Below are 21714 nucleotides of genomic sequence, written 5' to 3' on the forward strand. Positions count from 1 at the left end.
TGCAACAGGTGTGGAATGAGGCGCTATTGTGCGCCGCACAAATTCAACTGCAATATGAAGGAATGAACCGTTTCCGTCAAGGTTTATTTTGCAGTGCACAAAAACTTCATGGTTTGGTTTTTGTTTAATGAAATAACCTTGGGTTATGGTTTCCTGTCCCTGTTTCAGATCAGATAGTTAGGGCGCGGTGCTGCGGTTTTCAGCAGACGGGGATGTCTGTTCGGTGTGGTCGGCCCGACGACATCTTTGTGCAAACCGGTCACATTTTTTCTGAATTTTTCCGCAAACCCGGCTTAGCCGGGAAATACCGGTGCCAATCCGTTTGTCCCATTCGCTGCCGCGTGACAGAGCGCGATCAAGGGCGGCCATGGTCGGTCCGAAATCGGCTGTCTCATCCTCAAGCCATTGCTTGAAGCACCGGGCATAAATCGTGCCCATCCCAGCCACGCGCAGGCTGCCATGCAGACCCCCGGTGGTAAAGCCGCTGGCATCAAGCATCCAGCGCATCGAGCCGAAATGTGTCTTGATCGCACGTAGTGTGTCCGCCGGGCCAAGATCACCGCCGCTGGCGACGATGGAACGAAGGGCGGGGCGATAGGGTGCCAGCGCATCAAACCGCGCCATCATCACCGCGATCAGGCGATCATGACCGGGCTCGTTGAAGTCGGCGGGATCAAGATCGGCAAGAACGATCCGGTCGATCCTGCGCACGAACTGGCGCAGGATATCGGCCTTGCTTTTGAAATGATCAAACGCAACCCCGATATCGACACCTGCCGATTGCGCGATGTCGATCATGGTGACGTCATGCCAGCGTCCGGCTGCGGCCACATCCATGGCAGCATCAATCAGTCTGGTTTGCGGGTCTTTCTTTGCCGGCATGATCGTCTCCTTGATTGTTTATGCTTATCCCGCCAGTTCGACGGAACGTTTCCGGGCGGCTTCAACTGCGCGGGTCATCAGGTCGGGCAGGCCGTTCTGCGCATCCATCAGTACCGAAAGAGCGGCGGCCGTGGTGCCGCCGGGGCTTGTGACATTTTCGCGCAGGGTGGATGCGGTTTCCTCGCTGGCATCCAGAAGGAAGCCTGCCCCGACAACCGTCTGGCGCGCCAGAATCATCGCCTGATCAGCCGGAAGACCAGCAGCCTCACCAGCTTGGGCCATGGCTTCGACCAGATGGAAGATATAGGCAGGCCCACTACCCGAAAGGGCTGTGACCGCATCCATCAGGCTTTCATCGCTTACCCACGAAACCATGCCGACGGTGGCCAGAAGCGTTTCGCACATGTCGCGTTGTGCCTGGCTGACATTGTCGGTCGGGCACATTACGGTCATGCCACGCGATACGGCAGCCGGGGTATTGGGCATGGCGCGAACGATGCGCGCAGTCTCGCCCAGGTGACCGGCAAAGAAGTCGATGGTTTTGCCAGCGGCAACCGACAGGAAGACCGTTTCGGCACGAACCAGCGGTTTGTAACTGTCGATCACATCGGGCAGGACCTGCGGCTTGACCGCAAACAGGATCACCTGCGGGATGAAATCCTGCGGGACTTCGGTGACATCGGTAATGCCATGAACGCCATAGCGGGTTGACAGTTTTTCGGCGGCTTCGGCCTGTTCTACGATATAGACATTGTCCGATTTAAGCCCTTTGGCCAGCCAGCCTTCCAGCATGGCACTGCCCATTTTGCCACAGCCGACCAGCAATAGACGCGTATTCATCAAATCTGCTCCGATTTTTCCATCCCTGACTGCCGAACATGTGTGGATCAGCAATCGCAATGCAATGCCGTAGCGATGTTCTCAAGGTGGGTCAAGTCGGTCACAGGGGCAAGGGGAGTGACAAAATTCACAGAATCTGGCCGTCAAATATCGTGACGCGGGGTGTTTTTCCAAGAGAAGTAACCGACACGGGATTTTGTGTTGTTCAGGGGATTATTCCGTCACTACCGCCGGGATTTATATCGAATCAGACATTGGGTGGGATGCGCAAAAAAAATTAACGCCAGCAGCAAAAAGGGCCGACGCGATGCCGACCCTTTTAGAAATTCGTGGCGGATAAACAAGTCTATGCCTGTCCAACAGGTTCCAGCATCGAATGGGTCAATGCTTCGTCCGGGGTTTTACCCTGACCCAGAACGAAGTTGAAGGCCGGGAAAAAGCGTTCGCATTCGGAAACAGCGATATCAATCAGTTCTTCGAACTGTTCAACCATCGGTGGTACATCGCCGCCGAACAAAAGCGTATGGCGGAACAGCGGCATGTTTTCATCCAGCCACAATCCGAAATGGCCGAGCCAAAGCTGTTCATTGCACTTTGCCAGCAATTCATAGATGCGCGGACGGAGGGGTTCGGGCACGAACAGATCATAGCAGCAGGCAATGTGAAGCGCTTCGGCATCTTCGCGCCAGGTGAAATAGACCAGATACGTGCACCAATGCGCCGGGATTTCTACAACGACTTCATCTTCGCTGCGACGTTCCACGTGCCAGTCATTCGTGCGGGCGATATCTTCGACAAGAAGCAACGGGTTTTCGTCGCCAAGGTCGCCGATATCTTCCAGATGGTCGTTCATATAAATTTGCCAGTCTCTGCATATGCGAAAGGGCGCGCACTATATGCCGGTGCCCGCCGCGTTTCAACCGCCCCGCGACGCAGGACAGAAATGAATTTCATGTGATCGGCAATCCGCGGTTCCCGGCCGACCTTTCCGCGACCCTGTTATGAACGGCGTTCCTTGCCTGTATGTGGGGATGATTTCCCGGTTATGCGTCTTTTTTTGCAGCCGGTTTGCTGCTGGTGCGTTTGGGGGCCGTTTTTGTTGCTGGTTTCTCGGTCTTTGCCAGACGTTCTTCAAGTTCGGCAATTCTGGCTTCGAGACCGTCAATACGTTCGGCGGCACGGATGGCGACATCATGTACGACGTCGAATTCTTCGCGCGTTACCATGTCCATCCCGGCCAGAATTTTTTCAAACTGCTGGCGGACAAGTGCATCAATCTCGCCCTTCATGCCGGTCATGGTGCCCAGTGCGGAATTGGTGACACGGGTCAGGTCGTCCAGAATACGGTTGTTGATCTGCATCTTTGTCTCCGGCTTTTGGGCAATATCGACTGTTACGGCGTATCCGCAAAACATGCGCATAATATGGGCCTTGCGCCCCGCAAGGCAAGTTGATCGTCAATCGGGCTTATATCAAGGAAAAACAAACGGCTTTGCTTGCCCCAGACCGGGGCGGGGCCTATAAAGTTGTCAGTTTCAATATTCGACTGCCCAGAGGGCTGCAAAAGGCCACAAAGAAGGCCAACGTGCCGCGAGGAGAATGCAATGCTGATCGTAACCGGTGGCGCCGGATTTATCGGGTCCAATATCGTGGCTGCCCTTGAAGAACGGGGCGAAACCGAAATTGTGGTTGTTGATCGCCTGCGCGACGGGATCAAATGGAAAAACATCGCAAAGCGTAACCTGCGCGATATCGTGCATCCCGATGATCTTCCGGCTTTCCTTGAAGCGCATAATAACGACGTTGACGCCATTTTCCACATGGGCGCGATTTCGGCTACGACCGAACGTGACGCCGACAAGATCGTGCAGAACAATTACAAGCTCACGACTTGGCTTTGGGAATGGTGCGCACGGCATTCATCACGTTTGATCTATGCGTCGTCGGCGGCGACCTATGGCGATGGCAAGCAGGGCTTTGACGACAGTTTCGATCAGGCCGATCTGGCAAAACTGGCACCGCTTAATGCCTATGGCTGGTCAAAACATGCAACCGATCGCCGGTTCCGGACCATCCTTGATCAGAACGGTTTCCGCCCGAAACAGTGGGCCGGGCTTAAGTTCTTTAATGTCTATGGCCCGAACGAATATCACAAGGGCGGCATGCGGTCAGTCGTATCGCAGATGTTTGACAAGCTTTCGGCGGGTGAAACCGCAACCCTGTTCAAGTCACACCATCCCGATTACGAGGATGGCGGACAGCTTCGTGATTTTGTCTGGATCGGTGATGTTGTCGACATTATCATGTGGCTTTACGACAATCCGCAGGTCAGCGACCTGTTTAACGTTGGCACCGGCAAGGCACGCAGTTTCAAGGATCTGGCCCTTTCGGTGTTTGGCGCGATCGGCAAGGAACCCGATATCCAGTACGTGCCGACACCCGAAAGCATCCGAGACAAATACCAGTACTTCACCGAAGCCAATATGACCAAGCTGCGCGCGTGTGGGTATGGCGCGAACATGACCCCGCTTGAAGAAGGGGTGCGGCAATATATTCAGGATTACCTTGCGACCGAGGACCCGTTCCGTTGATCCGATGCGGGGCGGGGACTGTTTGCCATGTTCCTGCCCTGATCGTTTGCCACCAGTCGGTAAATTAACAAACATACGTCACGGAGTTTCCCCTGATGCTGAGCCTAGCCTTTCCGGCGATTGACCCGATCGCGATCTCTATCGGTCCGATTGCAATCCGCTGGTATGCCCTTGCCTATATTGCCGGGTTGCTGCTTGGCTGGCGTTACGTCGTCTATTACTGCACCAAGACGCCCAATATCATGAGCAAACGTGATATCGATGATTTGCTTTTCTGGGCGACGCTTGGTGTCATTCTTGGCGGGCGGCTGGGATATATCCTGTTTTACAATCTGGAATATTACATTGAGAACCCGGCCAATATCCTGAAGGTATGGCAGGGCGGCATGGCATTCCATGGCGGGTTCATGGGCGTGATCGTGGCGATCATCCTGTTCGCGCGCAAACGCGGTATTTCCATTCTGGCGGTGTTGGATGCTGCGGCGGTGGCAACACCGATCGGGCTGTTTTTCGGGCGGATTGCCAATTTCATCAACGGCGAACTGTTTGGCCGGGTTACGGATTCCCCGCTTGGTATGGTGTTTCCGCATGGCGGGCCGGAACCACGCCACCCCAGCCAGCTCTATGAAGCAGCCCTTGAGGGGCTGGTCCTGTTTATCGTCCTGTTCGCCCTGTCGCGTAGCGCCTATGTCCGCCATCGTCCGGGGATACTTGGCGGAACGTTCGTCGCCGGTTATGGCATTTCGCGCATCATCGTCGAGTTTTTCCGCCAGCCAGATGCTCAGCTTGGTTTCCTGACGTTTGGGGCAACCATGGGGCAGTTGCTGTCGATCCCGATGGTTCTTGTCGGGGTGGGTGGCATTATCTATGGGATGAAAGCCGCACAGATTGAAACGCGCAAGCTTCCAAAAGACGACCAGGCAAAAGACGGACAGAAGGCGTGACTGGGACTCCCGACAAAACATTGCTCGACCATTTGAAGCGGCGCATCGCGCTTGACGGGCCGATCACGATTGCCGACTTCATGAACGAGGCGCTTGCCCATCCCGAGCATGGCTATTATCGCAAACAGGATCCGTTCGGACGCAAGGGCGATTTCATTACCGCACCCGAAATCAGCCAGATGTTTGGCGAACTTATAGGGCTTTGGGCGGCGGTAACGTGGCAGCAGATGGGAAGCCCGCGCAAGGTCAACCTTGTGGAACTGGGACCGGGGCGTGGAACTTTGATGGCTGATGCCCTGCGCGCGGTGCGCAATGTGCCGGGGCTTTCCGATGCGCTGACAGTGCGGTTTGTTGAAACCAGCCCGGTTTTGCGCACCCATCAGCAAACCGCGATCATGCCTTACGGCATTCCTGCGACCTGGCACGAGGCATTTGACGAAATTCCGGCGGGCGGCAACTCTCCGATGATCGTGATCGGGAACGAGTTTTTCGATGCCCTGCCAATCCGCCAGTTTGAACGGGCATCTCATGGTTGGTCCGAACGGCTGGTTGGTGTGGATGCCAATACGGGCGAGCTTGGTTTTGTCCGCGGGGCCGAAACCCCGGTTACTGATGCATTGGTTCCGGCAACCTTGCGCGGAACCGCAAAGTCCGGCGATATTTTCGAAAGCTGCCCGGCGGCGATTGCGATTGCAGATCAGGTCGCACGCCGTCTGAACGAAGTTGGCGGGGCTGCATTGTTTATCGATTACGGCCACCCGCATAGCGCGTTTGGCGATACGTTGCAGGCGCTTAAAGATCACAAATATCATCCGATACTGGAACAGCCGGGTGATGCGGACCTGACGGCACATGTTGATTTTGCTGCTATCGGACGGGCGATGCTGGAAGCGGATGCAAGGATCGGGGCGGTTCTGACGCAGGGTACGTTCCTCAGGATGCTGGGGATTGAGCAGCGTGCTGAACTTTTGAAAGAAAATGCCGACGACGCGCAGGCCGGGTCGATTGACGCGGCCCTCGCGCGCCTGATCGATGCCGATCAGATGGGAACACTTTTTAAAGTGCTGATCGGATATGGTCGCGAAACTGCACCGCCGCCCTGTGTCAGCGGTGCCGAGGGATAACGGAGTTCTCGATGTCCAGCCAGACGACCCGTGGAATTGAACGCAGTGCTGATGGCTTGAGGTGGATTGAGGCCGAAAGCCTGCAAAATACCGAAGGCCTGCGACATGGTTTCCTGACTCGCAAGGGCGGGGTGAGTGACGGTATCCATAGCGGACTGAATGTCGGCTTCGGATCCGATGACAGCCGCGAACGGGTTGCGGAAAACCGTGCACGCGCAGCAAAGGCATTTGGTGTGCGGAGCGACCGTTTGACCACGGTTTATCAGGTGCACGGGGTTGATGTCGCGGTGCTGAAACGCCCGCTTGACCGTGAAGAAGCGCCCAAGGCAGACGCGATGGTTACGGACCGGCCCGATGTGATGCTGGGCATCCTCACAGCCGACTGCACACCCGTTTTGTTTCATGATGCAAAGGCCGGCGTGATCGGGGCGTGCCATTCGGGATGGCGCGGATCGTTTGCCGGGATATCCGAGGCAACCGTAAGTGCCATGGAAAAGCTTGGCGCGTCGCGTGACAATATATCGGCTGCCGTAGGGCCGTGCATTGCGCGTCCGTCATATGAAGTCGATGCCGGGTTCCGCGATACGATCCTGTCGGGCCCATCCGGGGACGAGGACCTTTTTGATCGATCCGTCCGCGATGGTCACTTCATGTTCGATCTGCCGGAATATGTCCGCCGCCGGACCATGGCGACCGGTATTGCCGCGGTCGAGCTGGTGGCGCGCGATACCTTGGCCGAAGAAGAATTGTTTTACAGCTATCGCCGGACGACCCTTCGCGGCGAACCTGATTACGGACGGCAGTTATCGGCGATCATGCTGACCGGTTCCTGATCCCGGGATTGCGAGGAAACATGCTATGCCCCATTTGATCATGCTGTTCTTCTTTATGATCATTGCAGCCATGGTTGGCTGCGTTTTTATGTGACGCGGTGAATTTGAATAGATGATTTCTCGATTACGGTTTCTGGTTCTTTTTGCGTCCTGTGTTTTGCCGCTTGCGGCATGCGGTGATTTGCCGCGCCCGTTTGAAGGTGCCGGGCGGGAAGGCGATCCAGCCCTGCTTGAGCTGCGCGATACAAATACGGTCCGGGTCGAGATTGGCGAAGACCTGCCTGAAGGGGCATCTGTTCATTTGACGCGTGCCATGGCGCGCGCGCTTCGCAATCTTGATATCCCGGCCTATAGCGACAGCCAGATCGGCGGCGATTTCATTCTGCGGCCCAATGTCGAATCCCGCCTTGCCGAAGGGGATGCGGCCTATATTGATGTCACGTGGGTTTTGATGAATCCGGAAGGACTGGCGATTGATACCGCGCGCGGTGCCGGTGAATTGCAGTCCGACTACTGGTTTGCACAAGTTCCGAACGGACCCGAAGAAACCAACCTTGCCGTGCCCAAGGAGCTTGTCGACAAGGTCCGCGACCTTAAGGGGGAAAAGGTTGATCCGGCAGAAAAAGCCTATGATGAATTGGTGGCCAAACCGGCCGAGCGGATCGCGTTTCTGATTTCAGGCGATCGTTCCCAGCTTGCCGGGGCGCCGGTGGTCAAGATCGCGCTTGTTGATTTTGCCGGGGCACCGGGCGACGGTAACGAGGCACTGGCAAGATCGGCGGGGGCCCTGTTGCGGGCCAAGGGGATCGAGGTTGACGATGCGATTGACGACAGATCAATCATATTATCGGCGACCATTTCGGTGAAACCGGTGGAACGCAAAACCACCACACCGCTTGATCAGGTTCAGATCGACTGGGTGATCATGGATCCAGATGGCACCGAATTGGGTCAGATGGCGCAAAACAACGTTGTGCCGCGTGGCCGGCTGGATGAACGCTGGGGATCGGTGGCATCAATTGCGGCACAGGCCGCGGTCGATGCGCTTGAAGGTGCGCTTAATCAGGTGGCCCGCAAAAAGGGCATGATGCTTAAATCCGATAAAAAGACGGTATCGTCGCGCTGATCGGCGGGTTTATCGTTCTGTATTGCGTCAATCTGCATGACTGCCTTGTCGATATTCGGTACCGCGACCATTTACAGACTGTTAACGGCTGGTTATAACACCGCCGCGGTTCACTGATATGTGGACTTGCTCATTATTGGTCTTTGAGTGTCGTGGATATGTCGTTGGACCGGAAGGCGAAAGCGCCGAATTTTTCGGTCAGGTGGACGACAGGAAAGACGTGACGGGATCTGTTACCGGCAAGTTTGCATCCGGCCTGTACCGTACAGGACATTAGATTTATTCACTTTCCCGGCACCCATTAACCGAGGCCCCGCCATGAAGATCCTCGCTTGTAACAGCAACCGCCCGCTGTCTGAGGCCATTGCTGATCACTTGAATCTGCCGCTGACCCGTGCAGATCTCAAGCGATTCTCCGATCAGGAAATCTGGTGTGAAATACAGGAAAACGTCCGCGGTGAGGACGTTTTTGTCATTCAGAGCACCTCTTTCCCTGCAAACGACCATCTAATGGAACTTCTGGTGGTTCTTGATGCACTGCGCCGTGGTTCGGCCCGCCGCATTACCGCTGTTCTTCCGTATTTCGGTTATGCGCGCCAGGATCGTAAATCGGGTCCCCGTACCCCGATTTCGGCCAAACTGGTCGCCAACCTGATCACGGTTGCCGGTGCAGACCGCGTTCTGACCATGGACCTTCATGCCGGTCAGATTCAGGGCTTCTTCGATATTCCGCTCGATAACCTGTTTGCGTCGCCGGTGTTGACCAGCGACATCCGCAACAAGTTCGAAGGCCAGAAACTGGTGATCGTCAGCCCTGACGTCGGTGGTGTGGCACGTGCGCGTTCCGTTGCAAAACGTCTGGATGCGGAACTGGCCATCATCGACAAACGTCGCCCGCAGGCCGGCGTGTCGGAAGTCATGCATGTTATCGGTGACGTCAAGGATGCTGCCTGCATTCTGGTTGACGACATCGTTGATTCGGCAGGCACCCTTTGCAATGCAGCGACCGCCCTTAAAGAGCGCGGTGCGGCATCGGTTGCGGCCTATGTTTCGCATGGCGTTCTGTCGGGCCCGGCTGTTGAACGTATCGCCAATTCGCCGATGACCGAGGTTGTGACGACGGACTCGATCAAGGCGTCGGAAGCGGTGCGTGGCTGCTCGAAAATTCGTCAGCTTCCGATTGCGCCTTTGATGGCTGAAGCCATTCGTCGAATTTCGGAAGAAAAATCTGTTTCCGTTCTTTTCGATTGAGGGTATAAGGCGCTGCTGCGCTGGCACCCCTGGAGGCCAGCGCGTTTGCTTTCGTGGGTTTTCACCGGTGATTTGCACCAGCCCACGGTCGCAATATGTTTTTAGTTCAAGGAGATTTTCCGATGGCAAACACTGTTATCACTGCGGAAATCCGTGAACGGGCCGGAAAGGGGGCCGCCCGTGCCGTGCGTCGTGCCGGTATGGTCCCTGGTGTCATTTACGGAGCAAAACAGGAACCTGTTCTGTTCCAGATTGACCCGCGTCCGCTCAACAAACTTCTGCACAAGCAGGGTTTCTTCTCGCACATTCTTGACGTCAAGATTGGCAAAGAAACCTACGAAGTCCTGCCACGCGACGTACAGTTCGACAAAGTGACGGATGCGCCGATCCATGTCGACTTCCTGCGTTTCGCAAAAGGTCAGACCATGACCGTTGAAGTCCCGGTTCGCTTCGTTAACGAAGAGAAATCCCCGGGTCTGAAAAAAGGCGGCGTTCTGAACATCGTTCGTCACGATGTCGAAGTCGAATGCGCACCGAGTGCCATTCCGGAAGAACTCGTCTTCGATCTGACTGGTGTCGAAGTTGGCGACTCGATTCACATTTCGGCGATCAAACTGCCGAAAGGTGTCGAACTCACCATTACCGACCGTGACTTCACGGTTGCGACTGTTGCTGCTCCGTCTGCGCTTAAATCGGAAGAAAATGCCGAAAGCGCTGACGAAGAAGAAGCGACCGAAGAATAAGATCGAGGTCTACGATGTTACTGGTGATTGGATTGGGGAACCCGGGTTCGGGATATGCCGCCAATCGCCACAATATCGGCTTTATGGCGGCGGACGAACTCGTCCGCCGCCATTCTTTTGGTCCCTGGCGCAAGAAATTTCAGGGGCAAATTACCGAAGGCGAAGTGAACGGCCAAAAAGTTTTGGTATTAAAGCCTGAAACTTTCATGAACCTTTCGGGGCAAAGTGTCGGCGAAGTCCTGCGTTTTTATAAAATTCCGATCGAAGACGTTATTGTCCTGCATGACGAACTGGATCTTCCACCGGGCAAGCTGCGCGTCAAACGCGGCGGCGGCCATGGCGGACATAACGGGTTGCGATCCATCGACGCTCATTGCGGCAAGGAGTATCGCCGCGTGCGGCTTGGCATTGGCCATCCGGGGGAAAAGGAACGTGTGCACGGACATGTTCTGGGCGATTTTTCCAAGGCCGAACAGAACGGCTGGCTTATGGCGCTGCTGGATGGTGTCGCGCTTGAATTCCCGCGTCTCGTCAAGGGGGACGACGGCGGCTTTATGAGCAAGGTTTCGCACATTGTCTCGCCGCCAAAACCCAAGGCCGAGAAAAAGCCGAAACCGGCTGCGACGGGTGAACAATTGGCCGATGCTGTAAAAGAAGGCGACGGCAAGATCGAAGATAAAGGTGCGTCTGACGCGCCGGAGGTCGAAGGCAAACCCGACACCCCGGTCAGCAACGCCGCAACCGCCATGGCGCAGGCACTGGCACGCGCCTTTAACAAAAAGAAATAGCATCGGGATCGGGGCCTGCCCCATCCTGTTTCAGACACATTAGAAGTGACGGAGCCCGGAAAAGATGGGATTCAAATGCGGTATTGTCGGTCTGCCCAACGTTGGTAAATCGACCCTGTTTAACGCCCTGACACAGACGGCCGCTGCCGAGGCAGCGAACTTCCCGTTCTGTACCATCGAGCCGAACACCGGTCGGGTCAGCGTTCCTGATGAACGTCTTGATAAGATTGCCGCCATCGGCAAGTCGGCGACCATCATCCCGACCCAGCTTGAATTCGTTGATATCGCGGGTTTGGTGCGTGGTGCGTCGAAGGGCGAGGGGCTTGGCAACCAGTTCCTGGCCAATATCCGCGAAACCGATGCGATCGTGCATGTTCTGCGTTGCTTCGAAGACGGCGACATCACCCATGTCGAAGGTTCGGTCGATCCCGTACGCGATGCGGAAACCATCGAAACCGAATTGATGCTGGCCGATATGGACAGCCTTGAAAAGCGCGTTACCGGTCTTCAGAAACGTGCCAAGGGTGGTGATAAAGATGCCAAACTGACGCTGGAGCTGATTGAACGTGCGCTTGAAGCGCTGCGCGAAGGCAAGCCAGCCCGAGTTGTTGAAATCAACAACGAAGATGAAGCCAAGGCGTTTCGCATGTTGCAGCTTCTGACCAGCAAGCCGGTTCTTTATGCGTGCAACGTGGATGAAGACAGTGCGGCTGATGGCAATGCACTTTCGGCGAAGGTTGCCGAAATGGCCGCTTCACAGGGTGCGCGTTCGGTTGTGATTTCGGCAGCGATTGAGTCCGAAGTTGCCCTGCTGGATAGTGTCGAAGACAAGAAAGAATTCCTTGAAGGCCTTGGTCTTGAAGAAACCGGTCTGGCACGTGTTATCCGCGAAGGATACAAGCTGCTTAACCTTTTGACCTTCTTCACGGTTGGTCCGAAAGAAGCGCGCGCATGGACGGTATATTCCGGTGCGACCGCGCCGAACGCCGCCGGTGTGATCCATACCGATTTTGAACGCGGTTTCATCAAGGCAGAAACCATTGCCTATGATGATTTCATTGCGTTTGGCGGTGAAGCCGGTGCGCGTGATAACGGCAAGCTGCGCCAGGAAGGCAAGACCTACATCGTCAAGGACGGTGATATCTTCCACTTTAAATTCAACGTATAAGCCGCTTTTCGGCATTATACGATGATTGGGAAAGACCCCAAAGGCCATCGCAGAATGCGGTGGCCTTTTGTCTTTTGGGACTGAGGGGCTTGTCAAAACGATTCTAAACCGCCACCATTTCGCTATCGCAGCAATGAGGTTGGCATGAACGAATTAAGTCCCGTGAAACGCGTTTTAATGGTTTTCAATTCTGCCACCGGTCAACCCGGTCGGGTGGGGACCGTTTTACGCCGGTACGGGTACGAGTTCGATATTCGTCGTCCGGGTGAAGGCGACACATTGCCAAGCGACATGGCGGGCTATCATCTGGCGATTGTCTTTGGTGGCCCGATGAGTGCTAATGACGACCATGAAGACAATGTCGCCAGAATCATGGAATGGCTGCCCCATGTCGTGAACAGCAATGCGATGTATCTGGGGATTTGCCTTGGTGCGCAATTGATGGCGCGCCATCTGGGGGCTTCAGTTTCACCCCGTTCCGACGGAATGACCGAAATCGGTTATTACCCGGTTGAGGCAACCGAAGCCGGGCGTGACCTCTTCCCAAATGAAATGATGGTTTATCACTGGCACAGCGAAGGGTTCGAGCTTCCTGACGGGGCCGAACTAATGGCCCGCGGTTCGGTTTTCCCCAATCAAGCCTATCATATAGATAACCGCATCTGGGGCATTCAGTTCCATCCTGAAGTCGATGACGAAACGCATGAACGCTGGCTTGCGAAATCGGCGGAGAAGACGGAACGACCGAATGGTCAGACCCCTGATCAGCAACGTGCCGGGCGCGCGAAATATGACGCGGCATTTGGGGCGTGGTTTGAAGGTTTTGCGACCCGTGTGCTGATCGACGAGCGGGTTATTGTCGATTCAAGCCTTGGTGCATGCAGCGTTTAGGATGCGGTCTGATGAAAGGTCATCAGGCTTCCTGCGTTGCACGTTCCCTGACTTGTTCCTGCCACCAGGTGATGATTGAGGCCTCGTCAAAGGGCAGGGTTTGCGCATAACCGCCGTGGAAGTCCTGCCAGGCGGCATCATATTCATCGCGAACACCGACCAGTACCGGAATTTCCAACGCCATCGCTTTTGATATCACATCGCGCAATCCGCGCCCGTCGGCTTCGCTGCGACCGAACCTGCCAATGATCAGAATATCCGGGGTATGATCCAGGTCGCCTTCAAGCTGCTCGGACAGGGTTGCCAATGCATCGCCATCCAGCTTGCAGCCGCGCGCCATTGAACCGCGGTTTTTGGTAATCGGCATTTCATGACCGGTGCCAAGATTGCGGACATAAACCAGTGTTCCGCAATCGCGGTCTGCCCGGCGTTTCTGCACATAGCCCGCAACACGCTGTCCCTTACCGATGACATGGATTGCGACACGGTCCAACAGATCGTCGATACCGTCTTTGGGGAGAAAGGGGATACCAGCCAGCATGTATTTATCCCCGGTCGCCATTTGGCGAAATTTCGGTACCACCAAGTATCGTCAACGTCATCGTCCGTCCTTCGCGCGGATTTCGGCGTGATCGCCACACAGATACGATCACGCCGGATAATCGGTTACTGCCACTCGGGAACACCCGACATGTCAGGCAGATGATGCGCGATCCCTTTGTGACAGTCGATACATGTCTTTTCGCCGGTGAACAAAAATTTCTCATGTGCTTCGACGGCACGCGGGCTTTGGCGGGTTGTATCCATCGAGTCAGGGGAATGGCAGTTACGGCATTCCAGCGAATTGTTGGACTTCAGACGGGCCCATTCGTGCTGGGCCAGTTCAAGACGCTTTTCAACAAACTTGTCGCGTGTGCTGATGGTGCCGAAAATCTTGCCCCAGACTTCCTTGGATGCTTGCATTTTACGGGCAATCTTGTCAGTCCATTCATGCGGCACGTGACAGTCCGGACAGGTGGCGCGCACACCGGACCGGTTGGAATAGTGGATGGTTGATTTAAGTTCGGCAAAAACGTTGTCCCGCATTTCATGACAGGAAATGCAGAACTTTTCGGTATTTGTTGCTTCAAGTGCGGTGTTGAACCCGCCCCAGAAGATAACACCAGCAACGAAGCCGCCCAGCGTCAAAAAGGCGAGGCTGAAATGCACACTTGGTGAATTCAGGACCTTCCAGTAGCGTTTCAGAAGATCGAACATTGGCAATCTCCCTATTCCGCGATCCGCGTGCTGTTGTTGGGCAGCAATGCATCAATATCGACAAAGCTGTTGCCGACCAGCGGCTCGACCTGACGTTGGGACACATGGCACTGCGTGCAGAAATAGCGCCGCGGGCTGACCGCGGCCAAAAACTGACCGTCCCGATCCATGAAATGGGTGATCGAAACCATCGGTGCGCCGCTTTCGCCGGTGCGTGAGCGGGCATGGCATGACAGGCATTTATTGGCGTTTTTATCGATCTGATATCCTTCGATATCGTGCGGGATGGTCGGCGGTTGCTCGGGATAATTGCGCGGACGTTTCTGGTCCGTATCCTCGAAGTTGCTGATCCGTGGTGCCGCGCTCTCCTGATCGGGGGCGGTGCTGCGCAGGGTGGTGATCGGTTCGGCGGCATATGCCGCGCCAGCAATTGCAATAATCGCCAGCGCCATGAGCCATTTCGGGGTCATTTTCATGGTTTCCTCCCTCACACCTTTTCCAGACGGACGGCGCATTTTTTGAAGTCCGTCTGTTTGGACATCGGGTCGGTGGCGTCCAGTGTGACCTTGTTGATCAGCTGGCTTGCGTCGAACCACGGCACAAAGATCAATCCCCGCGGTGGTTTGTTGCGGCCGCGTGTTTCAACACGAGTGCGCATTTCACCACGTCGTGAAATCACCCGGACCTCGTCACCGCGGCGCATGCCCATTTCGGCGGCATCGTCGGGATGGAGGAAGCAAAGAGCATCGGGGAAGGCCCGATACAGTTCCGGCACGCGTTCAGTCATGGAACCGGAATGCCAGTGTTCCAGAACACGCCCGGTGCACAGCCAATAGGGATATTCTTCATCCGGGCTTTCGGCAGGCGGTTCATAAGGCAGGGCGAATATGCGTGCCTTGCCATCCTTGTGACCGTAAAATTCGACCCCGGCACCCGGCGTGACATAGGGATCGTAGCCTTCGCGATAACGCCACAGGGTTTCCTTGCCGTCTACAACGGGCCAGCGCAGGCCGCGAACTTCGTGGTATCTGTCGAACGGGGCAAGGTCGTGACCATGGCCGCGGCCAAAGGTCGCGTATTCCTCGAACAGGCCCTTCTGGACGTAGAAACCGAAATGCTTGGCTTCGACGTTGTTATAGTCCGGTGCGGTATCTTCGAGCGGGAATTTATTGACCTGTCCATTCTGGAACAGCACGTCAAACATGGTTTTGCCACGCAGTTCCGGTGCCTTGGCCAAGAGGTCTTCGGGCCAGACTTCCTCGATCTTGAAGCGTTTGGAGAATTCCATCAATTGCCACAGATCGGATTTGGCTTCGCCCGGCGCGTCGACCAGTTGATGCCACATATGCGTGCGGCGTTCGGCATTGCCATAACAGCCTTCTTTTTCGACCCACATCGCAGTCGGCAGGATCAGGTCGGCGGCCTCGCAGGTGACGGTCGGATAGACGTCTGAAACGGCAATGAAGTTTTCCGGGCTGCGGTAACCGGGCCAGCCTTCCTCGTTCATGTTGGCGCCAGCCTGCATGTTGTTATTGCACTGGACCCAGTACGCGTTGAGCTTGCCGTCCTTTAGCATCCGGTTCTGAAGCACCGCATGGTAGCCGACCTTGTCGGGAATTGTGCCTTCGGGCAGTTTCCAGATCTCTTCGGCATGTTTGCGGTGTTCGGGATTGGTAACCACCAGATCGGCGGGCAGGCGATGGGAAAACGTGCCGACTTCGCGTGCGGTACCACAGGCAGACGGTTGCCCGGTCAGCGAGAAGGGTGAATTGCCCGGTTCGGCGATTTTGCCGGTCAGAAGATGGATGTTGTAGCAAAGGTTGTTGGCCCAAACCCCGCGGGTATGCTGGTTAAAGCCCATGGTCCAGAAGGATGTGACCTTGATCTTCGGATCGGCATAAAGTTCGGCCAGTGCTTCGAGGCGCTCCTTGGGAACGCCGGTCATTTCATGAACTTTATCAAGGGTGTATTCCGAGACGAATTCGGCGAACTCGTCAAAACTCATGTCGGTCGAGCCACCGGCATCCGATGCATTTTGGGCCGATTGTTCGCGCGGATCTTCGGGCCGCAGGCCATAACCGATATCGATGTTGCCGCGGCGGAAGACCGTGTGTTTGTTGACAAAGTCGGTATTGACCCGGTCAGTCTGGATGATGTGATTGGCGATGTAGTTCAGGATCGCCAGATCGGTCTGCGGTTTGAATACCATCGGGATGTCGGCAAGATCAAAGCAGCGATGCTCATAGGTCGACAGGACCGCGACTTTGACATGAGGGGCTGACAGGCGGCGATCGGTAACACGCGTCCAGAGGATCGGGTGCATTTCCGCCATGTTCGATCCCCAAAGCACAAAGGCGTCGGCGGCTTCCATGTCGTCATAGCACCCCATCGGTTCGTCCATGCCAAATGTGCGCATGAAACCGACAACGGCGGACGCCATGCAATGACGTGCATTGGGGTCAAGGTTGTTGGATCGGAAACCGGCCTTCATCAGTTTGGAGGCGGCATATCCTTCCCAGACCGTCCATTGGCCGGACCCGAACATCCCTACGGAAGTCGGGCCTTTTGCCTTGAGTGCGGCTTTCCATTTTTCGGCCATCACGTCAAAGGCCTCGTCCCACGAGACGGGCGTGAAATCGCCGTTCTTGTCATAGACACCGTTCTTTTTACGCAGCAACGGCCGTGTCAGGCGGTCCTGGCCATACATGATCTTTGACAGGAAGTAGCCTTTGACGCAGTTCAGGCCACGGTTAACCGGGGACAGAACATCGCCATGGGTGGCAACCACATGGTTGTCCTTGGTCGCGACCATGACGGAACAGCCCGTGCCGCAGAACCGGCAGGGGGCCTTTGACCATTTGAGTTGGGTGTGTTCCGAATCAGTCACCAGATTTTGTGCCGCAGCAGGCAAACTGATGCCAGCAGCCGCGGCGGCAACGGCGGCGGCTTTTGCTTTCAGGGCATCGCGACGGGATATCTTTGCCTTGAACATTGTTAATTTCCTCGAGCCAAAGGTCAGACGGATTATTGGTTGTTATTGGGCGTTTTCATTGTGATGGAAGACCAGGTTAACCCCCAGAACACCGGGGATGTCGCCGATCTCTTTCATGCCGTCTGCGAGCTGTCGGTCGCTTTCGGCTTCCATCACGACAACGATCTTTCCGGACGGGTCATCGGCACTGATTTCAGTGTCGGGGATGTTTGAAAGTGCTGCCTTGATTGCGGTCATATTTTCAGGGCGTGTCTGCACAATCATGCTGGAGATCACGCCGACTTTGTCATCCATGGGTTCTCTCCGTGGTAGGGGCGATTGAAATGGCATCAACCGGACAGGCGGCAAAACAGGCTCCGCATCCGGTGCAAATATCATCATCGATCAGCACGCGAGCGCGACCGCCCAATTGCGGAATGATGCGGATCGCGCTTTCCGGGCAGACATCACCGCAGGAACGGCAATAGACACCGTTTTCGGCAAAGCATTTGCTGCTGACAGAAACATCAAGATGCCAAGGGGCGGGAGCCGAACGATCAAAAACCGGTTCGTTACAGGCATCCGCACAGGCTTCACAGAAGGTGCATTCGCCTTTTGTGAAGTCGATTTCCGGGTGTCCGTCCGGACCGGCCTTGATGATGTTTTCCGGGCATGCGGGAATGCAGTCACCACACGCGGTGCAGTGATCTTCGAACCCCCATGACCAAGGAGGCCGGATGATATTTGGCGTGTGCGTTTCCCCCGTGTCTGCGGGCAAACCGCGCAGACCGGAAAAGAAAGCACGCCGACTGGCAAGTTTCGGTGCGGATGACATGGCGACGTTCCCCGATATTACATCGGTGGTCCAGGAGGCCCGGCAAACATCTGATAAATCCAGATTGAAAATCCAAGCCCGCCGACCAGCGCAACCGCCAGTACCGGGGCCAGGACAACGGCCAGCAAAACGAAACAGCGCAATTCGGTTTTGCGCCGCGTGCCGGAATCCATTGTTTGAATATCTGTCATCGGTTCCCTCTCTTTGCAGGCTGGAAACCGTTTCTTTCGCACTTTGTATCCCCTGCGAAAGCCGGTGTTCTCTTGTGAGTTATTTAAATACCCACAACGAACGTAGGGACGAACCGGAATGCATTCAACCAATAATATTATAAAATATTACAGCCTTAAATTATAAGTATTCTAAAGTGTGTAGCGAGACTACGGCCCGCCTGGCATATTCATTATTGGTGTTAGAAGCGGTCGATCACAGTTACGCCGGTGCTGATGAAATTATCCATATTCATCAGCGCTGTTGCGCCCTCGGCCAGAGTGACTCGATCCCTGATCAGTTTTTGCGGCGCGAGTTTGCCGGTCAGGATCATGTCGATCATCGCATCATAGCGGAATGCCTGCATGCCATGACTGCCAAGGATTTCAAGTTCATGGGCGACAATCCGATCCATCGGAACGCGGGCATGGGCGTGATCGCCGGTCATAAGTCCAATCTGGATATGTTTGCCGCGTTTACGCAGGCAAGATACCGAGTTAAAGCTGGTGATTGCACTGCCAAGGGCGTCAACGGAAACATGCGCCCCGCCGCCAGACAGGTCTTTAATCGCGGATGGGATATCGTCTGTCGTTCTGGCGTTAAGGATATCAATCGCGCCGAGTTCACGGGCAAGGTCAAGTTTGGCATCGTCGATATCAATCGCGATCACGCGTGCACCGGCCGCTGCGGCAATCATGATTGCCGAAAGTCCCACACCACCGCAGCCATGCACGGCAACAATTTGACCGGCACTGACTTTGCCCTGATCAATAACGCCACGGAAACTGGTCGCGAAACGGCAGCCAAGGCTGGCGGCGGTGGCGAAATCCATTTCATCGGGCAGGCGCACCAGATTGGTATCGGCATAGTCAATAGCGACATATTCGGCAAAGCTTCCCCAATGGGTGAAGCCCGGTTGAAACTGATGATCGCAGACCTGATGATTGCCGCTGTGGCATTCCGGGCAATGACCGCAGCCCGAAACGAACGGGACCGTGACCCGATCACCAACTTTCCAGCGTTTGATATCCTTGCCAATCGCTTCGATGGTGCCAGCAAATTCGTGGCCGGGAACGTGGGGCAGTTTTACGTCGGAGTCATGGCCCATCCAGCCGTGCCAGTCGCTGCGGCAAAGGCCGGTTGCCATGACCTTTATGACGACGCCGCTATTTTCCGGAGTAGGGTCGTCAAGTGTCTGAACTTCGACAGGCCCTTGATATTCGGTGAAAAAGGCAGCGCGCATGGTTATTCCCCGGTCCGGTTCATGATCAGGGGTCAAGTATCGTCGGGTTCGTCCCTAGGATGCAAGCGCGTAACTTTCGGTACGCCGACCCCTGGTTTGGGTTGTGGCTTCGGCGGCTGATATCGCCCCCATGGGGATTTGTCGGTATTGGTTTCACCCGCACGACCCCATGGCCCGCGCCCGGCCCGTCTCATCCGCTCGCGGCGTGCCGCGCGTTCAGCTTCGTATGCCGCCGCCCAGGGCGGTGGTGTGGTATTGGTTGCATTGCCTTTGCGTCCCGGCCGGTAAACACCGAAAACCGGGACCTGTTTCGGGCCGCCCTGCCAAAGCGGGATATAGCGATACTTGAAGAATGGGATCAATGCCAGACCGGCAAAGAAACCGGCAATATGGGCCAGAATGGCGACTCCCTGTTCGGCACCACTCGACAGATTGACGAACTGCATGCCGATCCAGAGTCCCAGAACAGCAACCGCCGGGACATAAAAGATAAACACCCAGAAGAACCAGACCAGAACCCGTGCCTTGGGAAACAGCAGGAAATAGGCACCCAAGACTCCGGCCAGTGCACCGGATGCACCGATCATCGGGATTTGTGATGTGGTATCAAGCAGGCCATGACCAAGGGCCGCGGCAACCCCGCATACAAGGTAGAATACCAGAAACCGGAAATGCCCCATGGCGTCTTCGACATTATTGCCGAACACCCAAAGATACAGCATGTTGCCGCCAATATGCATCCAGCCGCCATGCATGAACATGGCACTAAAGATCGACAGAAATTCAAAGCCCGGCGGGAAAACGGCAAGTTGTGGGGGTAATTGGGCGTTGCCAAACAGGACGGCGGGAATGGCACCATATTGCAAATTGACCCGAAACTGGCTTTGCGGTCCCAGTGATACCGTTAACAAGAACACGATGACATTTACCGCGATCAGGCCGTAGGTTACCCACGGGGTGATTGTCGTCGGGTTGTTATCCTTGATTGGCAGCATCGGCTATCGTCCGGTCCCGTGGCTTATCCAAATGGGCTGGGTGTTACTGCGCAATCAGGCAACATGCGATCGCTCGCAGGTTTCAAGGGTATTGCGCAAATAGGTTCCCAACTGGCGGAATTCCTTTTTACGCGCGGAACTGCGCCGCCAGACCAGTCCGATACGACGGACCGGAACCGGATTCTGGAACGGAAGGATGGTCAAAGCGTCGGGGCGGCGCGCCTCCACCTCCAGCGACATTTCCGGAAGCAGGGTAGAGCCGATCCCGGCCGAGACCATCTGAACCAGTGTCGACAGGCTGTTGGCCTGGAAATCGGCGGATTTGCTCCAGCCGGCTTTCTGACATACTTCCAGTGCCTGATCGCGCAGACAGTGGCCGTCCTCAAGCAGCAGTAGTTTTTCATCCTTGATGTCAGCAATATCGATTTTCTTTTTGCGCGTCAGCGGATTATCCGGGCTGCAGGCAAAAACGAACCGGTCTTCGAACAGGTCCATTTCTTCGAGCCAGTTTTCCTCGATCGGCAGGGCAATCAGCGCGATGTCGAGTTTGCCTGCGGCCAGAAGTTCGATAAGCTTGGCTGTCTGGTCTTCGCGCAGGAAGGGCTGCAATTTCGGGAACCCGACCCGAAGGCGGTTGATGACATCGGGCAAAAGATAGGGGCCGATTGTCGGGATCACACCAAAATTGATCGGACCTGAAAGGGGCTCGGTCGCGGACTGTGCCATCATAGTCAGTTCGTCAACTTCCTGAAGAATATTTCGCGCCCGCGAGACAACTTCACGGCCAAGTGGTGTAATCAGGACCTGACGCTTGTTGCGTTCCACCAACTGGGCGCCAAGCAGGTTTTCAAGCTCGCTGATGGCAGCCGACAGGCTGGGTTGCGTGATAAAGCAGGCTTCGGCTGCCCGGCCAAAATGGCCGGTTTCCGACAATGCGACCAGATATTTGAGCTGCTTGATGCTGGGTTGGGCAGCCATAAATTTTTCCTATCGAACATCGAAATTAATTCTATTGGTCTTAG

Annotated in this window: 24 protein-coding genes; 10 read left to right on the forward strand and 14 right to left on the reverse strand. The window is 55.6% G+C overall.

Going from position 1 to position 21714, the window contains the following annotated elements; translation table 11 throughout:
• Window positions 1–177: 177 nt before the first annotated feature.
• The 4 genes from TH5_RS03185 to TH5_RS03200 all read right to left on the reverse strand — a co-directional run bounded on the left by TH5_RS03185 (window position 178) and on the right by TH5_RS03200 (window position 3083).
• Window positions 178–882: a TetR/AcrR family transcriptional regulator gene (locus TH5_RS03185; protein ID WP_114120632.1), complete on the reverse strand. Its 705-nt coding sequence runs from the start codon at window positions 880–882 to the stop codon at window positions 178–180.
• Between the two features lie 24 nt (window positions 883–906).
• On the reverse strand, window positions 907–1722 hold the full coding sequence (gene proC / locus TH5_RS03190; protein WP_114120633.1) for a pyrroline-5-carboxylate reductase: 816 nt from the start codon (window positions 1720–1722) through the stop codon (window positions 907–909).
• 346 nt (window positions 1723–2068) lie between these two features.
• Window positions 2069–2575 carry a type III secretion system chaperone family protein gene (locus tag TH5_RS03195; RefSeq protein WP_114120634.1) on the reverse strand — a complete coding sequence of 169 codons (507 nt, stop codon included), beginning with the start codon at window positions 2573–2575 and terminating at the stop codon, window positions 2069–2071.
• A gap of 190 nt (window positions 2576–2765) precedes the next feature.
• The gene (locus TH5_RS03200; RefSeq protein ID WP_114120717.1) at window positions 2766–3083 is read right to left on the reverse strand and encodes an accessory factor UbiK family protein; all 318 of its coding nucleotides are present in this window, start codon (window positions 3081–3083) and stop codon (window positions 2766–2768) included.
• A gap of 243 nt (window positions 3084–3326) precedes the next feature.
• On the opposite strand from TH5_RS03200, the gene rfaD reads away from it, so the two are divergent.
• The 10 genes from rfaD to TH5_RS03250 all read left to right on the forward strand — a co-directional run bounded on the left by rfaD (window position 3327) and on the right by TH5_RS03250 (window position 13181).
• Window positions 3327–4313, forward strand: a complete 987-nt coding sequence (gene rfaD, locus TH5_RS03205) for an ADP-glyceromanno-heptose 6-epimerase (RefSeq protein WP_114120635.1) — start codon at window positions 3327–3329, stop codon at window positions 4311–4313.
• Window positions 4314–4405: 92 nt separating this feature from the next.
• Window positions 4406–5257 (forward strand): prolipoprotein diacylglyceryl transferase, encoded by an 852-nt coding sequence (gene lgt / locus TH5_RS03210; protein ID WP_208638395.1) that lies wholly within the window; start codon window positions 4406–4408, stop codon window positions 5255–5257.
• Window positions 5254–6381, forward strand: a complete 1128-nt coding sequence (locus tag TH5_RS03215) for a class I SAM-dependent methyltransferase (RefSeq protein ID WP_114120637.1) — start codon at window positions 5254–5256, stop codon at window positions 6379–6381. Before lgt ends, TH5_RS03215 begins: the two co-directional genes overlap by 4 nt.
• Before the next feature lie 11 nt (window positions 6382–6392).
• Complete coding sequence (gene pgeF, locus TH5_RS03220) at window positions 6393–7214, forward strand: peptidoglycan editing factor PgeF (protein WP_208638387.1); 822 nt, start codon at window positions 6393–6395, stop codon at window positions 7212–7214.
• 112 nt (window positions 7215–7326) lie between these two features.
• The gene (locus TH5_RS03225; RefSeq protein ID WP_114120638.1) at window positions 7327–8340 is read left to right on the forward strand and encodes a hypothetical protein; all 1014 of its coding nucleotides are present in this window, start codon (window positions 7327–7329) and stop codon (window positions 8338–8340) included.
• A 318-nt stretch (window positions 8341–8658) separates the two neighbouring features.
• Window positions 8659–9591, forward strand: a complete 933-nt coding sequence (locus tag TH5_RS03230; RefSeq protein WP_062948033.1) for a ribose-phosphate pyrophosphokinase — start codon at window positions 8659–8661, stop codon at window positions 9589–9591.
• A gap of 122 nt (window positions 9592–9713) precedes the next feature.
• Window positions 9714–10334, forward strand: coding sequence for a 50S ribosomal protein L25/general stress protein Ctc (locus TH5_RS03235; RefSeq protein ID WP_114120639.1), 621 nt, complete (start codon window positions 9714–9716; stop codon window positions 10332–10334).
• Window positions 10335–10348: 14 nt separating this feature from the next.
• Entirely contained in the window at window positions 10349–11122 is a 774-nt protein-coding gene (gene pth, locus TH5_RS03240; protein WP_114120640.1) for an aminoacyl-tRNA hydrolase, read from the forward strand.
• Window positions 11123–11186: 64 nt separating this feature from the next.
• Complete coding sequence (gene ychF / locus TH5_RS03245) at window positions 11187–12290, forward strand: redox-regulated ATPase YchF (protein WP_114120641.1); 1104 nt, start codon at window positions 11187–11189, stop codon at window positions 12288–12290.
• 144 nt (window positions 12291–12434) lie between these two features.
• A complete protein-coding gene (locus tag TH5_RS03250; protein ID WP_114120642.1) occupies window positions 12435–13181 on the forward strand; it encodes a glutamine amidotransferase-related protein in 747 nt (248 codons plus the stop codon).
• A gap of 22 nt (window positions 13182–13203) precedes the next feature.
• On the opposite strand, the gene TH5_RS03255 is transcribed toward TH5_RS03250, so the two are convergent.
• The 10 genes from TH5_RS03255 to TH5_RS03300 form a co-directional block, all read right to left on the reverse strand.
• Window positions 13204–13722, reverse strand: a complete 519-nt coding sequence (locus tag TH5_RS03255; protein ID WP_114120719.1) for a DUF2478 domain-containing protein — start codon at window positions 13720–13722, stop codon at window positions 13204–13206.
• A 125-nt stretch (window positions 13723–13847) separates the two neighbouring features.
• A complete protein-coding gene (locus TH5_RS03260; RefSeq protein WP_114120643.1) occupies window positions 13848–14438 on the reverse strand; it encodes a cytochrome c3 family protein in 591 nt (196 codons plus the stop codon).
• Window positions 14439–14449: 11 nt separating this feature from the next.
• On the reverse strand, window positions 14450–14914 hold the full coding sequence (locus TH5_RS03265; RefSeq protein ID WP_007090078.1) for a nitrate reductase cytochrome c-type subunit: 465 nt from the start codon (window positions 14912–14914) through the stop codon (window positions 14450–14452).
• Between the two features lie 11 nt (window positions 14915–14925).
• Entirely contained in the window at window positions 14926–17430 is a 2505-nt protein-coding gene (napA, locus tag TH5_RS03270) for a periplasmic nitrate reductase subunit alpha (RefSeq protein ID WP_114120644.1), read from the reverse strand.
• A gap of 42 nt (window positions 17431–17472) precedes the next feature.
• A complete protein-coding gene (locus TH5_RS03275) occupies window positions 17473–17724 on the reverse strand; it encodes a chaperone NapD (RefSeq protein ID WP_167443446.1) in 252 nt (83 codons plus the stop codon).
• The gene (gene napF / locus TH5_RS03280) at window positions 17717–18244 is read right to left on the reverse strand and encodes a ferredoxin-type protein NapF (protein WP_114120646.1); all 528 of its coding nucleotides are present in this window, start codon (window positions 18242–18244) and stop codon (window positions 17717–17719) included. The genes TH5_RS03275 and napF overlap by 8 nt, the downstream gene beginning before the upstream one ends.
• A gap of 17 nt (window positions 18245–18261) precedes the next feature.
• Entirely contained in the window at window positions 18262–18435 is a 174-nt protein-coding gene (gene napE, locus TH5_RS03285; protein WP_007090074.1) for a periplasmic nitrate reductase, NapE protein, read from the reverse strand.
• A 221-nt stretch (window positions 18436–18656) separates the two neighbouring features.
• A complete protein-coding gene (locus tag TH5_RS03290) occupies window positions 18657–19697 on the reverse strand; it encodes a zinc-dependent alcohol dehydrogenase family protein (RefSeq protein WP_114120647.1) in 1041 nt (346 codons plus the stop codon).
• Window positions 19698–19729: 32 nt separating this feature from the next.
• Window positions 19730–20692 carry a rhomboid family intramembrane serine protease gene (locus tag TH5_RS03295; protein WP_114120648.1) on the reverse strand — a complete coding sequence of 321 codons (963 nt, stop codon included), beginning with the start codon at window positions 20690–20692 and terminating at the stop codon, window positions 19730–19732.
• A gap of 54 nt (window positions 20693–20746) precedes the next feature.
• Window positions 20747–21670, reverse strand: a complete 924-nt coding sequence (locus TH5_RS03300) for a LysR substrate-binding domain-containing protein (protein WP_114120649.1) — start codon at window positions 21668–21670, stop codon at window positions 20747–20749.
• Window positions 21671–21714 lie beyond the last annotated feature (44 nt).

The sequence above is a fragment of the Thalassospira xianhensis MCCC 1A02616 genome, from assembly GCF_003326475.1.
Taxonomy (GTDB): domain Bacteria; phylum Pseudomonadota; class Alphaproteobacteria; order Rhodospirillales; family Thalassospiraceae; genus Thalassospira; species Thalassospira xianhensis.